The sequence below is a fragment of the Blastococcus sp. CT_GayMR20 genome (assembly GCF_004570345.1).
In genome coordinates this window covers 14,884-28,840 of record NZ_SPQM01000025.1, presented here as the reverse complement: position 1 = coordinate 28,840, position 13,957 = coordinate 14,884, and the positions used below count along the sequence as shown (strand labels likewise).

Below are 13,957 nucleotides of genomic sequence, written 5' to 3'. Positions count from 1 at the left end.
GCCCTACCCGCCGCGTCCGCGCGCACGCCCCGATCGGGGGCTCGGGCCGTCCACTCAGCTGATCGCGGCGAGCCCGCGCTGTACCGCGGTCTCGCCGGCGGCCAGGCGGTCCCGGACCACGGGCAGCAGATGGCCCTCGGCGTCGAGCATGTCCCGCCAGCCGCGCAGCGGGACCCAGCCCAGCAGCTTGTCCGCCTTGACGCAGGAGATCCCCGATGCGTCGGGCCGCGGCACCGGCCGCAGTCGCACGGCCTCCCCGAAGTGCCGTCGGACGAGGTCGTGCAGCGGAAGGCCGTTGGCGTTGTCCGAGGCCGCCGCGTAGACGACCTCGTGACCACCGGTCTCGGCGGTCACGGCGGCGAGCAGGAGCTCGGCCAGGTCGTCGACGACGACGTAGGACCAGAACGAGGCGCTCGTGTCCTCCCCTCGTGCCCGCACGATCGGGCCGACGTTGCGCTCGATGTTGCCCTCCCACTGGATCCACGTCGGCCGGATCGACACGGCGGTGATGTCCGAGCGGGAGACGGCAGCGTCCATGAGCAGTTCGCCGAACCACTTCGACAGCGCGTAGGTGTCCTGCGGCGCCACGGGATGCAGCTCGTCGATGGGCGCGTACGCGGCGTGGAAGTACCGCGTCGGGTACGAGAAGCCCGGCACGGTCTCGCTGGAGATGTGGACGAAGCGGCGCACGCCGGCCCGTTCGGCGGCCTCCAGCGTGGCGTAGGTCGCCATCAGGTTGGTCTGGAGGATCACGTGCGGCGGGTTCTTCACCGGGCTGGGGATCCCGGCGGCGTGCACGACGGCGTCGTGGCCGGGCAGGACGGCCGCGGCATGCCCGGCATCGGTCAGATCCGCCTGGATGTACCGGACCTGACCCGCCCGCTCGTAGACCGGCGGCAGCCGGTCGACGGCAGTCACCTCGTGTCCGGCCCGCAGGAGGACGTCCAGCGTGGCGGCGCCGAGCTTGCCGCGGGCCCCGGTCACGAGGATGCGCATGTCGGGGGGTGCCCCTCGGTCCAGGAGGCCTCGCCCCGCCGGTCAGCTGACATAGCGGCGCGCCGTCGAGAGCCGTTGCGCCTGCTCCAGCGCCGCGAAGCGGGCCTCGGCGTGCGGCGGCAGGATCCGGCGCTCACGCACCACCCACGGGATGCCGCGGACTGCGTCCAGGACCGCGAGCACGGTCACCCGGTCCCGTGGCACGGTGCGCAGCAGGTGCAGCGTCCGGCGCACCGCGGGACGCAGCGGACGGCGGAGCCATGTCGTCCAGAGGGTGTTGCGGATGCCGTGTCGACGCCGCAGGTGGGCATCCCGCGCCCGGCTCGCCCGGTGGTGGACGGTCAGCTCCGCCAGGTAGCAGAGCTCCCAGCCCGCGGCAGCCAGGTCGGCGGCCATCAGCTCCTCCTCACCGCCCAGCCACAGCCGCTCGGAGAAGCCGCCGACCTCGAGGAAAGCCTCCCGGCGCAGCACCGTGGCTGCGGCGAGGAAGGAGCCGAGCGCCGGACCCGGCAGCCAGGGGGCACCCCGGACGGGAGAGTCCCGCAGCTCCGCGACGATCGGGTCCTCGATGCCGCCCGGTTCGACGACGATGCGCCCCGTTGCCGCGGCCAGCCGGGGATGGGCGTCGAACAGGTCGCCGGCCCTCGCCAGCGAGCCCGGCTCCCACCACGTGTCGTCGTCGCAGAAGGCCACATACGGGGTCGTCAGTCGGGAGACGCCGACGTTGCGGCCGACGGCACCGAGGTTCTCCGGGCTGGCGATGAGCTCCACGTCCGGGAACCGCTCCCGGACCGCCGCCGCCGTGCCGTCCGCGGAGCCGTTGTCGACGACGACGACGTGCGGCCGCTCGGGCAGGGCGAGCAACCGGGCGACGGCGAGCAGCAGTTCCTCACGCCGCTGATGGGTGATCACGACGACGGCCACGCGAGGATCCGGCCCGGCCCGCAGTCCTGTCCCCGTGCCCGCCGGGACGCTGCCGGTGCTCATCCGGCCGCGCTCCGGTGCGCCCCCGTGGCGGTCCGAGCGAGGAGCTCGGCGTAGAGCCGCTCGTAGCCGAGGGCCATGACCCCGGGGCTGAAGCGACTGCGGGCGGTCGCGGCGCAGGCCTCGGGGTCCAGCTCGGCCAGCCGGCCGAGCGCCGCGGTGAAGTCCGCCTCATCCTCGGCGAGATACCCGGTGACCTTGGGCTCGACGAGGGAGGGCAGGCACCCACGGGCCATGGCCACGACCGGCGTGCCGGCGGCCAGCGCCTCGCAGACCGCGGTACCGCCGGGCTCCTCCCAGCGGATGGGGAAGAGCACCGCCCGGGACCGCCGGAGCAGGTCGGCCTTCTCGCTCCCGGCCACGCTGCCGATCCAGCGGGCCCGGTCCCCGTCGAGAAGAGGTGCCACGTGGTCGAGGAACCAGCGGACGTCGGGGTAGCCGCGCACCGGGCTCGTGGGGTCGGCCAGCGCGGTCTCCAGGGCGGCACGGTCGGGCTGACCACCGACCGGTCCGGCGAGCACCACCGGCACCCCGGCCGCCCGGCAGGCCCGCAGCGCGATGTCGATGCCCTTGGCCTCGCACAGCCGGGACAGCACCAGCACCGAGTCCATCCGCTCCTCCGGCGCCGCCGGCCGGCCGTCGGGGATGGGGACGGAGAGCGGCACGGAGCCGAGGGTCTGGCGGCGCAACGTGGCCGGGCCCCGCTCGATCTGGGAGTCGGAGACACCGGCGAAGAAGACCCGCCCTCGTCCGTCGAAGGATTCGTAGAAGTCGGCATTGCGCCGCAGGTCCCAGTGCAGCGTGTGCAGCACGGGCGGGGCGGCGTCACCGAGGGCACCGAGCACCGCGGGGCCGACCACCTCCAGGTGCGTGTGGACCAGATCGAAGGGCTGCCCCGCGGCGGCGTGCCGGCCGATCTCCTCGACCACGACCTGCGCATGCGCCTGCGCGGCCCCGACCACCTCCGGGTACGGCGCCGCGAGACGGGCGAACTGTCCCCCGGGAAAGCGCCACACCCGGCCGTCGGCGTCCTGCTCGCTGTCTCCCACGGTCGCCAGGACGACGCGGTGCCCGCGACGGCGGAGCTCCGTGGTCAGCGTGGCGACGACGGTCTCCAGACCGCCGTAGCCCCGGGGAGGGACCGGCAGCCACGGGCCGGCGTCCATGAGGATCTTCATGTCGACCAGCCGGGTAGACCGGCGGCGCGGCGGGCGGCATAGGCGGGCACCGTCCGCATCGGCGGCCGCTCGACCACGCCGACGTCCCAGGTCACGGCCTCGATCCCGCCACCGGTCCGCACGTACTGGACCAACTGGTCGCTGGGCACGCCGATGCCGGGGCAGCGGGCCAGCGCGGTCTGCACGATCTGGCCGGCCATGCGTCCCAGCGCGGCGTCGGGCTGGTGCGAGTGCCGCCGCGTGCCGAGGTCGACCTGCGCCAGGGCGTCCACCCCGGCCAGCTCGGCGAGGTCGATGAGGAGGCCGAACTCCACGCCGTAGTGCGAGACGAACGGCACCTGCTCCAACAGGTCGCGCCGGCCCGCGTACTCACCCGACAGCGGCTGGACGAACCCGGACAGCTGCGGCCACAGCGCGCCCAGCAGTGGCCGGGCGGTCAGCTCGGTCACCCGTCCGCCGCCACTCGGCACCAGTCCCTCGGTGGTCGACAGCGGCCGGTCGTAGAGCCCCTTGACGTAACCGACGGTGGGGTCGGTGAGGAGGGGGCCCAGCAACCCGACCACGAACTGCGGATCGAAGGAGATCAGGTCGGAGTCGATGAAGACGACCAGATCCCCGTCGGTGACGTGCAGCGACTTCCACAGCGCCTCACCTTTGCCGGTGACGCGACCACACTCGGGCAGCACGTCGTCGACCCGCACCACCCGGGCCCCGGCACTCGCGGCAGTGGCCACGGTCTGGTCCGTCGAGCCGCTGTCGACCACGACCAGCTCGTCGACCAGTGGCTGCCGCTCCACGAGCTCACGGTGGATCTCCTCGACGATGGCGCCGACGGTCCGTTCCTCGTTCAGAGCGGGGAGCACGACACTGACCGTTCGGCCCCGAGCCCGCTTGGCGGCCGCCAGCACGGCCGCCCGGTAGTCCGTGGCGGTGTAGGTCCGGCGGCTGAGCCACCGGGCGACGTCCTTGCGCATGCGGTGTCCTTCCCGTCGAGCGACGACCGGTACGCCACCGCATCTCGGCGGCGGGGAGGCATGGCTGTTCCCGAGCGTCCGCGCGGGACGGCGTCTCCCCGCGGAGGCGATCCAGGAGGCAGGATCGGCACGGTGACCCTCGACGACGGCACCTTCCCGTCGTGACCGTCCGCGTGGGGCTCGTGGGGGCAGGTGGGGTCGGCGCCCGGCATGCCCGCACCCTGGCCGGTTTCGACGACGTCGAGCTCGTCGCGATCTGCGACCCCGTGGCGGCGTCCGCCGAGGTTCTCGCCAGAGAGGTGGACGCCCGGCACGTCCCCGACCTCGCCGGGCTGCTCACCCTCGGACTGGACGCTGTCTGGCTGTGCGTGCCACCGTTCGCGCACGGGGACCTGGAACTGTCGATCGTGCGCGCCGGGTTGCCGTTCTTCGTCGAGAAGCCCCTGGCGGCCGATCTGACCGTGGCCGAGCACGTGGCCGCGGCGGTCTCTGCCGCCGGGCTGCCGACGGCGACGGGATACCACTGGCGGCACCTGGACACCGTCGAGCGGGCTCGCTCGGCGCTCGCCGGCACCCCCGTACGCCTCGTGGCGGCGCGCTGGTGGAGCACCACACCTCCCCCCTCCTGGTGGAGCCGGCGGGACCTGTCCGGCGGCCAGGTCGTCGAGCAGGCGACCCACCTGCTCGACCTCGTCCGGCTGCTGGCGGGGGAGGTGGTGGAGGTGGTCGGCGCATCCGCGCCGTCCTCGGCCGGCGGACGGGACGTCCCCGACGCAGGCGCGGCCGTGCTGCGGCTGGCATCCGGCGCCGTCGGGACGGTCAGCGTCTCCTGCGTCCTGCCGGCGCTGACCGCTGGCGGCCTGGAGGTGGTCGGCGACGGCGTGGCGCTGGAGCTCACCGAGACCGTCCTGCGCGTGCGCACGCGGGACGGCGAGGTGCGCGCGGAGCCGGAGGTCGACGCCAGGAGAGCCGTGGACCGGGCGTTCGTGGACCTGCTCTCCGGCGCGGGCGCGTCACCGGGGATCGTCGACGTGGCCGAGGCGCTGCGGACCCACCGGCTGGCCTGGGCCGTCTCCGAGGCCGCCCGCACGGGGGTCGCCGTCCGGGTCGGCGACCGATGAGGAGCGCCGTTCCCGTCAGGACCCTCGTGGTACCGCGGGCCGGGGAGCTGGAGATCGTGGAGACCGTCCTGCCACCGCTCCCGGACGGCCTGTTCCTGGGACGGACGCTGTTCACCGGGCTGTCGGCCGGCACCGAGCTCACCTGGTACCGCGGGACCAGCCCGTACTTCCGCGCCGGCTGGGACGCCGAGCTGGGCATGTTCGACCGCGACCGGCCGACCACGCCCTTCCCGGTAGAGCGGCTGGGCTACATGGAGGTCGCCCGCGTGACCGACAGCCGGACCACCGCGGTGCGCGAGGGCGCCCTGGTGGCCATGGCCTACGGACACTCGACGGCCGTGCACGGCGATCCGCTGACCCAGCACGTCGTGCCGCTGCCGCCGGCCCTCGACCCGCTGCTGGGCGTGTACGCGGCCCACCTCGGGCCCATCTGCGTCAACGGGCTGCTGCACGCTGCCGCGGACGTCGGTGGCAGCGAGCTCGCGGACGGGGTGGTCGGCCGGCTGGTGGTGGTGACGGGCGGCGGGCCGATCGGCCTCCTGGTCGGGTTGCTGGCACAGCTGCACGGTGCCGCGGAGGTCGTCGTCGTCGATCCGACCCCGGAGCGTCGCGGGGCCGCGCTCGCGCTCGGCCTCGACGCCGTCGACGACACCCCGGATCTGGCGCGCGAACTCAAGATCCGGTGGCGGCACGGACCGGCCGATCACGGAGCCGACGTGGCGTTCCAGTGCCGTGGCACGGGCGCGGCCCTGGCCACCGCGCTGCGCTGCCTCCGGCCGCAGGGCACGGTGATCGACCTGGCCTTCTACACCGGGGGCGCCGACGACGTCGCACTCGGCGAGGAGTTCCACCACAACGGACTGTCGCTGCACTGCGCCCAGATCGGCCGCGTCCCGCGCGGCCTGGCGCACCGCTGGGACCGCCGCCGCCTCTCGGCGGAGACGCTCGCCCTGCTCGACGTCCATGGCGCGAGGATCAGGGCGGCACTGGTGACCGACGTCGTCCCTTTCGACGAGGCACCCCATCTGTTCGTCGAACTCAGCGCGCGGCGTCGCCATGTGATCACAGCAGTACTGCGGGTGCAGGAACCGTGAGGGAGTCATCAAGGGCCATCCCTCCTGTGCCACCGCGCAACCCAGGTCCCGGCAGCGTCGGCGTGCCCGGGTGTCCATGACACCCGGGCCGTGGACGACCCGTCGATCGGCAGAAATACGTATGTGCGCACGAGCCGCCCCGCAATGACCCCGCGCACCTGGTCAAGATGGGCAGTTGTGCCGACGGCGCGCGGCACCGGCTCGGGGATCCTGGAGAAACCGCGGCCGTGCCACGCACGCCGGTGGTCCCGTGTACGCGTCGAGGAGAGGTGACCGCGTGCTCCATCCCGCGTCACGGGGCGTCTGCACCGCCGTCGGCGCCTCGCAGACTGCGGGCGGCGCTGCCCCTGAGCCCCTGTCCCTGAACCCGTGACGACGCCCGGGCGAGCAGGAGCCGTGCACCCGGGCGTGTTCGGGGAGGGGCCTGCCGTCATCGGGCACCGCGGCCTCGGCTGCGGCGTCGTCGCCGGGCATCAGCAGAATTCCCTGAGCTCCTTCGCTGCCGCCGTACACAGCGGGGCGAGATGGGTGGAGGCCGATGTCCGACGGCTCGGCGACGACGTCCTGGTGGTGGCCCACGACGCCGCCTACCCCGACGGCACCCGGCTCGACGCCGTGACGGGGGCGGAGGCCGACCGTCGCGGCACGCTGCGCCTCAGCACCCTGCTGGACGAGCTTCCTCGCCGGGTCGGCCTCAACCTCGACCTCAAGTCCTCGATCGACGACTGCCTGCGGTCACCCGGGCAGACCACCGCAGGCCTGCTCGCGCCGGTCGTGGCGGCGGAGGCGACGCGGCGGCCCCTGATGGTCTCCTCGTTCGACCCGGCAGCCCTGTGGCATCTGCGTGCGACGGCGCCACGCGTGCCCCTCGGACTGCTGACCTGGTACCGGTTCCCCGTGGAGATGGCCGTCGCGGCCTGTGTCCACATGGACGTGGAGGTGCTGGCGCTCCACGTCGGCTCCCTCCGGGAGGCGACGGCGGGTGGTCAGATCGACTCGGGGGTCCTGGCCCGTCTGCTGGCACTGCTCCACCGCTGCGGCCGGCAACTGCTGGTCTGGTGCCCCGGCGATCGCGTGGCGTGAATCGGCCCGGTTCCCGGCTATGGGGAAGGGCTCAGTGCCACCAGCGCCTCCGGCAGGTCGTCCACGACCACGGCGTCGGTGCCGGCGGACACCAGCAACCGGGCCAACGCGATCTGCGGGCACCAGACCAGCAGTTGCCGGCCGCAGCGGTGGAGCAGTGCCAGCAGACGGGCCAGGACCCCCGAGTCGATCTGACCACCCGCCGTCGCCTCCCGGAGGGAGCCGACGTGGAGCGCCAGCACCTCCACGTCCATGTGGACACAGGCCGCGACGGCCATCTCCACGGGGAACCGGTACCAGGTCAGCAGTCCGAGGGGCACGCGTGGCGCCGTCGCACGCAGATGCCACAGGGCTGCCGGGTCGAACGAGGAGACCATCAGGGGCCGCCGCGTCGCCTCCGCCGCCACGACCGGCGCGAGCAGGCCTGCGGTGGTCTGCCCGGGTGACCGCAGGCAGTCGTCGATCGAGGACTTGAGGTCGAGGTTGAGGCCGACCCGGCGAGGAAGCTCGTCCAGCAGGGTGCTGAGGCGCAGCGTGCCGCGACGGTCGGCCTCCGCCCCCGTCACGGCGTCGAGCCGGGTGCCGTCGGGGTAGGCGGCGTCGTGGGCCACCACCAGGACGTCGTCGCCGAGCCGTCGGACATCGGCCTCCACCCATCTCGCCCCGCTGTGTACGGCGGCAGCGAAGGAGCTCAGGGAATTCTGCTGATGCCCGGCGACGACGCCGCAGCCGAGGCCGCGGTGCCCGATGACGGCAGGCCCCTCCCCGAACACGCCCGGGTGCACGGCTCCTGCTCGCCCGGGCGTCGTCACGGGTTCAGGGACAGGGGCTCAGGGGCAGCGCCGCCCGCAGTCTGCGAGGCGCCGACGGCGGTGCAGACGCCCCGTGACGCGGGATGGAGCACGCGGTCACCTCTCCTCGACGCGTACACGGGACCACCGGCGTGCGTGGCACGGCCGCGGTTTCTCCAGGATCCCCGAGCCGGTGCCGCGCGCCGTCGGCACAACTGCCCATCTTGACCAGGTGCGCGGGGTCATTGCGGGGCGGCTCGTGCGCACATACGTATTTCTGCCGATCGACGGGTCGTCCACGGCCCGGGTGTCATGGACACCCGGGCACGCCGACGCTGCCGGGACCTGGGTTGCGCGGTGGCACAGGAGGGATGGCCCTTGATGACTCCCTCACGGTTCCTGCACCCGCAGTACTGCTGTGATCACATGGCGACGCCGCGCGCTGAGTTCGACGAACAGATGGGGTGCCTCGTCGAAAGGGACGACGTCGGTCACCAGTGCCGCCCTGATCCTCGCGCCATGGACGTCGAGCAGGGCGAGCGTCTCCGCCGAGAGGCGGCGGCGGTCCCAGCGGTGCGCCAGGCCGCGCGGGACGCGGCCGATCTGGGCGCAGTGCAGCGACAGTCCGTTGTGGTGGAACTCCTCGCCGAGTGCGACGTCGTCGGCGCCCCCGGTGTAGAAGGCCAGGTCGATCACCGTGCCCTGCGGCCGGAGGCAGCGCAGCGCGGTGGCCAGGGCCGCGCCCGTGCCACGGCACTGGAACGCCACGTCGGCTCCGTGATCGGCCGGTCCGTGCCGCCACCGGATCTTGAGTTCGCGCGCCAGATCCGGGGTGTCGTCGACGGCGTCGAGGCCGAGCGCGAGCGCGGCCCCGCGACGCTCCGGGGTCGGATCGACGACGACGACCTCCGCGGCACCGTGCAGCTGTGCCAGCAACCCGACCAGGAGGCCGATCGGCCCGCCGCCCGTCACCACCACCAGCCGGCCGACCACCCCGTCCGCGAGCTCGCTGCCACCGACGTCCGCGGCAGCGTGCAGCAGCCCGTTGACGCAGATGGGCCCGAGGTGGGCCGCGTACACGCCCAGCAGCGGGTCGAGGGCCGGCGGCAGCGGCACGACGTGCTGGGTCAGCGGATCGCCGTGCACGGCCGTCGAGTGTCCGTAGGCCATGGCCACCAGGGCGCCCTCGCGCACCGCGGTGGTCCGGCTGTCGGTCACGCGGGCGACCTCCATGTAGCCCAGCCGCTCTACCGGGAAGGGCGTGGTCGGCCGGTCGCGGTCGAACATGCCCAGCTCGGCGTCCCAGCCGGCGCGGAAGTACGGGCTGGTCCCGCGGTACCAGGTGAGCTCGGTGCCGGCCGACAGCCCGGTGAACAGCGTCCGTCCCAGGAACAGGCCGTCCGGGAGCGGTGGCAGGACGGTCTCCACGATCTCCAGCTCCCCGGCCCGCGGTACCACGAGGGTCCTGACGGGAACGGCGCTCCTCATCGGTCGCCGACCCGGACGGCGACCCCCGTGCGGGCGGCCTCGGAGACGGCCCAGGCCAGCCGGTGGGTCCGCAGCGCCTCGGCCACGTCGACGATCCCCGGTGACGCGCCCGCGCCGGAGAGCAGGTCCACGAACGCCCGGTCCACGGCTCTCCTGGCGTCGACCTCCGGCTCCGCGCGCACCTCGCCGTCCCGCGTGCGCACGCGCAGGACGGTCTCGGTGAGCTCCAGCGCCACGCCGTCGCCGACCACCTCCAGGCCGCCAGCGGTCAGCGCCGGCAGGACGCAGGAGACGCTGACCGTCCCGACGGCGCCGGATGCCAGCCGCAGCACGGCCGCGCCTGCGTCGGGGACGTCCCGTCCGCCGGCCGAGGACGGCGCGGATGCGCCGACCACCTCCACCACCTCCCCCGCCAGCAGCCGGACGAGGTCGAGCAGGTGGGTCGCCTGCTCGACGACCTGGCCGCCGGACAGGTCCCGCCGGCTCCACCAGGAGGGGGGAGGTGTGGTGCTCCACCAGCGCGCCGCCACGAGGCGTACGGGGGTGCCGGCGAGCGCCGAGCGAGCCCGCTCGACGGTGTCCAGGTGCCGCCAGTGGTATCCCGTCGCCGTCGGCAGCCCGGCGGCAGAGACCGCCGCGGCCACGTGCTCGGCCACGGTCAGATCGGCCGCCAGGGGCTTCTCGACGAAGAACGGCAACCCGGCGCGCACGATCGACAGTTCCAGGTCCCCGTGCGCGAACGGTGGCACGCACAGCCAGACAGCGTCCAGTCCGAGGGTGAGCAGCCCGGCGAGGTCGGGGACGTGCCGGGCGTCCACCTCTCTGGCGAGAACCTCGGCGGACGCCGCCACGGGGTCGCAGATCGCGACGAGCTCGACGTCGTCGAAACCGGCCAGGGTGCGGGCATGCCGGGCGCCGACCCCACCTGCCCCCACGAGCCCCACGCGGACGGTCACGACGGGAAGGTGCCGTCGTCGAGGGTCACCGTGCCGATCCTGCCTCCTGGATCGCCTCCGCGGGGAGACGCCGTCCCGCGCGGACGCTCGGGAACAGCCATGCCTCCCCGCCGCCGAGATGCGGTGGCGTACCGGTCGTCGCTCGACGGGAAGGACACCGCATGCGCAAGGACGTCGCCCGGTGGCTCAGCCGCCGGACCTACACCGCCACGGACTACCGGGCGGCCGTGCTGGCGGCCGCCAAGCGGGCTCGGGGCCGAACGGTCAGTGTCGTGCTCCCCGCTCTGAACGAGGAACGGACCGTCGGCGCCATCGTCGAGGAGATCCACCGTGAGCTCGTGGAGCGGCAGCCACTGGTCGACGAGCTGGTCGTGGTCGACAGCGGCTCGACGGACCAGACCGTGGCCACTGCCGCGAGTGCCGGGGCCCGGGTGGTGCGGGTCGACGACGTGCTGCCCGAGTGTGGTCGCGTCACCGGCAAAGGTGAGGCGCTGTGGAAGTCGCTGCACGTCACCGACGGGGATCTGGTCGTCTTCATCGACTCCGACCTGATCTCCTTCGATCCGCAGTTCGTGGTCGGGTTGCTGGGCCCCCTCCTCACCGACCCCACCGTCGGTTACGTCAAGGGGCTCTACGACCGGCCGCTGTCGACCACCGAGGGACTGGTGCCGAGTGGCGGCGGACGGGTGACCGAGCTGACCGCCCGGCCACTGCTGGGCGCGCTGTGGCCGCAGCTGTCCGGGTTCGTCCAGCCGCTGTCGGGTGAGTACGCGGGCCGGCGCGACCTGTTGGAGCAGGTGCCGTTCGTCTCGCACTACGGCGTGGAGTTCGGCCTCCTCATCGACCTCGCCGAGCTGGCCGGGGTGGACGCCCTGGCGCAGGTCGACCTCGGCACGCGGCGGCACTCGCACCAGCCCGACGCCGCGCTGGGACGCATGGCCGGCCAGATCGTGCAGACCGCGCTGGCCCGCTGCCCCGGCATCGGCGTGCCCAGCGACCAGTTGGTCCAGTACGTGCGGACCGGTGGCGGGATCGAGGCCGTGACCTGGGACGTCGGCGTGGTCGAGCGGCCGCCGATGCGGACGGTGCCCGCCTATGCCGCCCGCCGCGCCGCCGGTCTACCCGGCTGGTCGACATGAAGATCCTCATGGACGCCGGCCCGTGGCTGCCGGTCCCTCCCCGGGGCTACGGCGGTCTGGAGACCGTCGTCGCCACGCTGACCACGGAGCTCCGCCGTCGCGGGCACCGCGTCGTCCTGGCGACCGTGGGAGACAGCGAGCAGGACGCCGACGGCCGGGTGTGGCGCTTTCCCGGGGGACAGTTCGCCCGTCTCGCGGCGCCGTACCCGGAGGTGGTCGGGGCCGCGCAGGCGCATGCGCAGGTCGTGGTCGAGGAGATCGGCCGGCACGCCGCCGCGGGGCAGCCCTTCGATCTGGTCCACACGCACCTGGAGGTGGTCGGCCCCGCGGTGCTCGGTGCCCTCGGTGACGCCGCCCCGCCCGTGCTGCACACGCTGCACTGGGACCTGCGGCGCAATGCCGACTTCTACGAATCCTTCGACGGACGAGGGCGGGTCTTCTTCGCCGGTGTCTCCGACTCCCAGATCGAGCGGGGCCCGGCCACGTTGCGCCGCCAGACCCTCGGCTCCGTGCCGCTCTCCGTCCCCATCCCCGACGGCCGGCCGGCGGCGCCGGAGGAGCGGATGGACTCGGTGCTGGTGCTGTCCCGGCTGTGCGAGGCCAAGGGCATCGACATCGCGCTGCGGGCCTGCCGGGCGGCCGGGGTGCCGGTGGTGCTCGCCGGACCGGTCGGTGGTCAGCCCGACCGTGCCGCCCTGGAGACCGCGCTGGCCGACCCCACGAGCCCGGTGCGCGGCTACCCCGACGTCCGCTGGTTCCTCGACCACGTGGCACCTCTTCTCGACGGGGACCGGGCCCGCTGGATCGGCAGCGTGGCCGGGAGCGAGAAGGCCGACCTGCTCCGGCGGTCCCGGGCGGTGCTCTTCCCCATCCGCTGGGAGGAGCCCGGCGGTACCGCGGTCTGCGAGGCGCTGGCCGCCGGCACGCCGGTCGTGGCCATGGCCCGTGGGTGCCTGCCCTCCCTCGTCGAGCCCAAGGTCACCGGGTATCTCGCCGAGGATGAGGCGGACTTCACCGCGGCGCTCGGCCGGCTGGCCGAGCTGGACCCCGAGGCCTGCGCCGCGACCGCCCGCAGTCGCTTCAGCCCCGGGGTCATGGCCCTCGGCTACGAGCGGCTCTACGCCGAGCTCCTCGCTCGGACCGCCACGGGGGCGCACCGGAGCGCGGCCGGATGAGCACCGGCAGCGTCCCGGCGGGCACGGGGACAGGACTGCGGGCCGGGCCGGATCCTCGCGTGGCCGTCGTCGTGATCACCCATCAGCGGCGTGAGGAACTGCTGCTCGCCGTCGCCCGGTTGCTCGCCCTGCCCGAGCGGCCGCACGTCGTCGTCGTCGACAACGGCTCCGCGGACGGCACGGCGGCGGCGGTCCGGGAGCGGTTCCCGGACGTGGAGCTCATCGCCAGCCCGGAGAACCTCGGTGCCGTCGGCCGCAACGTCGGCGTCTCCCGACTGACGACCCCGTATGTGGCCTTCTGCGACGACGACACGTGGTGGGAGCCGGGCTCGCTGGCGAGGGCCGGCGACCTGTTCGACGCCCATCCCCGGCTGGCCGCGGCAACGGGGCGCATCGTCGTCGAACCGGGCGGCATCGAGGACCCGATCGTCGCGGAGCTGCGGGACTCTCCCGTCCGGGGTGCCCCCTGGCTGCCGGGTCCGGCGCTCGGCTCCTTCCTCGCCGCAGCCACGGTGCTGCGCCGGGAGGCTTTCCTCGAGGTCGGCGGCTTCTCCGAGCGGCTGTGGCTGGGCGGTGAGGAGGAGCTGATGGCCGCCGACCTGGCTGCCGCGGGCTGGGAGCTCTGCTACCTGGCGGAGCTGACCGTCCACCACCGGGCGAGCCGGGCGCGGGATGCCCACCTGCGGCGTCGACACGGCATCCGCAACACCCTCTGGACGACATGGCTCCGCCGTCCGCTGCGTCCCGCGGTGCGCCGGACGCTGCACCTGCTGCGCACCGTGCCACGGGACCGGGTGACCGTGCTCGCGGTCCTGGACGCAGTCCGCGGCATCCCGTGGGTGGTGCGTGAGCGCCGGATCCTGCCGCCGCACGCCGAGGCCCGCTTCGCGGCGCTGGAGCAGGCGCAACGGCTCTCGACGGCGCGCCGCTATGTCAGCTGACCGGCGGGGCGAGGCCTCCTGGACCGAGGGGCACCCC

The 13,957-nt window shown here is 74.0% G+C and carries 13 protein-coding genes; 6 read left to right on the top strand and 7 right to left on the bottom strand.

What is annotated here, in order from left to right:
* Positions 1-54: 54 nt before the first annotated feature.
* From E4P40_RS08670 to E4P40_RS08655, 4 genes are read right to left on the bottom strand one after another with little or no spacing between them, the layout of a single operon-like run.
* Positions 55-996 (bottom strand): NAD(P)-dependent oxidoreductase, encoded by a 942-nt coding sequence (locus tag E4P40_RS08670; RefSeq protein ID WP_135158296.1) that lies wholly within the window; start codon positions 994-996, stop codon positions 55-57.
* 42 nt (positions 997-1,038) lie between these two features.
* The gene (locus E4P40_RS08665; protein ID WP_135158297.1) at positions 1,039-1,983 is read right to left on the bottom strand and encodes a glycosyltransferase; all 945 of its coding nucleotides are present in this window, start codon (positions 1,981-1,983) and stop codon (positions 1,039-1,041) included.
* Positions 1,980-3,158: a glycosyltransferase gene (locus tag E4P40_RS08660; RefSeq protein WP_135158298.1), complete on the bottom strand. Its 1,179-nt coding sequence runs from the start codon at positions 3,156-3,158 to the stop codon at positions 1,980-1,982. The genes E4P40_RS08665 and E4P40_RS08660 overlap by 4 nt, the downstream gene beginning before the upstream one ends.
* Positions 3,155-4,132 carry a glucosyl-3-phosphoglycerate synthase gene (locus tag E4P40_RS08655; protein ID WP_135158299.1) on the bottom strand — a complete coding sequence of 326 codons (978 nt, stop codon included), beginning with the start codon at positions 4,130-4,132 and terminating at the stop codon, positions 3,155-3,157. Before E4P40_RS08655 ends, E4P40_RS08660 begins: the two co-directional genes overlap by 4 nt.
* A 161-nt stretch (positions 4,133-4,293) precedes the next feature.
* On the opposite strand from E4P40_RS08655, the gene E4P40_RS08650 reads away from it, so the two are divergent.
* The 3 genes from E4P40_RS08650 (at position 4,294) to E4P40_RS08640 (ending at position 7,430) form a co-directional block, all read left to right on the top strand.
* Positions 4,294-5,253: a Gfo/Idh/MocA family oxidoreductase gene (locus E4P40_RS08650; RefSeq protein ID WP_135158300.1), complete on the top strand. Its 960-nt coding sequence runs from the start codon at positions 4,294-4,296 to the stop codon at positions 5,251-5,253.
* A 26-nt stretch (positions 5,254-5,279) separates the two neighbouring features.
* On the top strand, positions 5,280-6,347 hold the full coding sequence (locus tag E4P40_RS08645) for a zinc-binding dehydrogenase (protein WP_245160216.1): 1,068 nt from the start codon (positions 5,280-5,282) through the stop codon (positions 6,345-6,347).
* Between the two features lie 396 nt (positions 6,348-6,743).
* Complete coding sequence (locus E4P40_RS08640; protein WP_167762158.1) at positions 6,744-7,430, top strand: glycerophosphodiester phosphodiesterase; 687 nt, start codon at positions 6,744-6,746, stop codon at positions 7,428-7,430.
* A gap of 17 nt (positions 7,431-7,447) precedes the next feature.
* On the opposite strand, the gene E4P40_RS08635 is transcribed toward E4P40_RS08640, so the two are convergent.
* The 3 genes from E4P40_RS08635 to E4P40_RS08625 form a co-directional block, all read right to left on the bottom strand.
* A complete protein-coding gene (locus E4P40_RS08635; RefSeq protein WP_167762157.1) occupies positions 7,448-8,215 on the bottom strand; it encodes a glycerophosphodiester phosphodiesterase in 768 nt (255 codons plus the stop codon).
* Positions 8,216-8,611: 396 nt separating this feature from the next.
* Entirely contained in the window at positions 8,612-9,679 is a 1,068-nt protein-coding gene (locus E4P40_RS08630) for a zinc-binding dehydrogenase (protein WP_245160216.1), read from the bottom strand.
* Between the two features lie 26 nt (positions 9,680-9,705).
* Positions 9,706-10,665, bottom strand: a complete 960-nt coding sequence (locus E4P40_RS08625; protein ID WP_135158300.1) for a Gfo/Idh/MocA family oxidoreductase — start codon at positions 10,663-10,665, stop codon at positions 9,706-9,708.
* 161 nt (positions 10,666-10,826) lie between these two features.
* Here E4P40_RS08625 and E4P40_RS08620 point away from each other — a divergent pair, with 161 nt between their 5' ends.
* From E4P40_RS08620 to E4P40_RS08610, 3 genes are read left to right on the top strand one after another with little or no spacing between them, the layout of a single operon-like run.
* Positions 10,827-11,804, top strand: coding sequence for a glucosyl-3-phosphoglycerate synthase (locus tag E4P40_RS08620; protein WP_135158299.1), 978 nt, complete (start codon positions 10,827-10,829; stop codon positions 11,802-11,804).
* Positions 11,801-12,979, top strand: coding sequence for a glycosyltransferase (locus tag E4P40_RS08615; protein ID WP_135158298.1), 1,179 nt, complete (start codon positions 11,801-11,803; stop codon positions 12,977-12,979). Before E4P40_RS08620 ends, E4P40_RS08615 begins: the two co-directional genes overlap by 4 nt.
* Positions 12,976-13,920 carry a glycosyltransferase gene (locus E4P40_RS08610; protein WP_135158297.1) on the top strand — a complete coding sequence of 315 codons (945 nt, stop codon included), beginning with the start codon at positions 12,976-12,978 and terminating at the stop codon, positions 13,918-13,920. Before E4P40_RS08615 ends, E4P40_RS08610 begins: the two co-directional genes overlap by 4 nt.
* Positions 13,921-13,957 lie beyond the last annotated feature (37 nt).

Bases quoted from the DNA above. Each gene is read 5' to 3' on its own strand.
- E4P40_RS08670 (WP_135158296.1), bottom strand. From the start codon at position 996: ATGCGCATCCTCGTGACCGGGGCCCGCGGCAAGCTCGGCGCCGCCACG.
- E4P40_RS08665 (WP_135158297.1), bottom strand. From the start codon at position 1,983: ATGAGCACCGGCAGCGTCCCGGCGGGCACGGGGACAGGACTGCGGGCC.
- E4P40_RS08660 (WP_135158298.1), bottom strand. From the start codon at position 3,158: ATGAAGATCCTCATGGACGCCGGCCCGTGGCTGCCGGTCCCTCCCCGG.
- E4P40_RS08655 (WP_135158299.1), bottom strand. From the start codon at position 4,132: ATGCGCAAGGACGTCGCCCGGTGGCTCAGCCGCCGGACCTACACCGCC.
- E4P40_RS08620 (WP_135158299.1), top strand. From the start codon at position 10,827: ATGCGCAAGGACGTCGCCCGGTGGCTCAGCCGCCGGACCTACACCGCC.
- E4P40_RS08615 (WP_135158298.1), top strand. From the start codon at position 11,801: ATGAAGATCCTCATGGACGCCGGCCCGTGGCTGCCGGTCCCTCCCCGG.
- E4P40_RS08610 (WP_135158297.1), top strand. From the start codon at position 12,976: ATGAGCACCGGCAGCGTCCCGGCGGGCACGGGGACAGGACTGCGGGCC.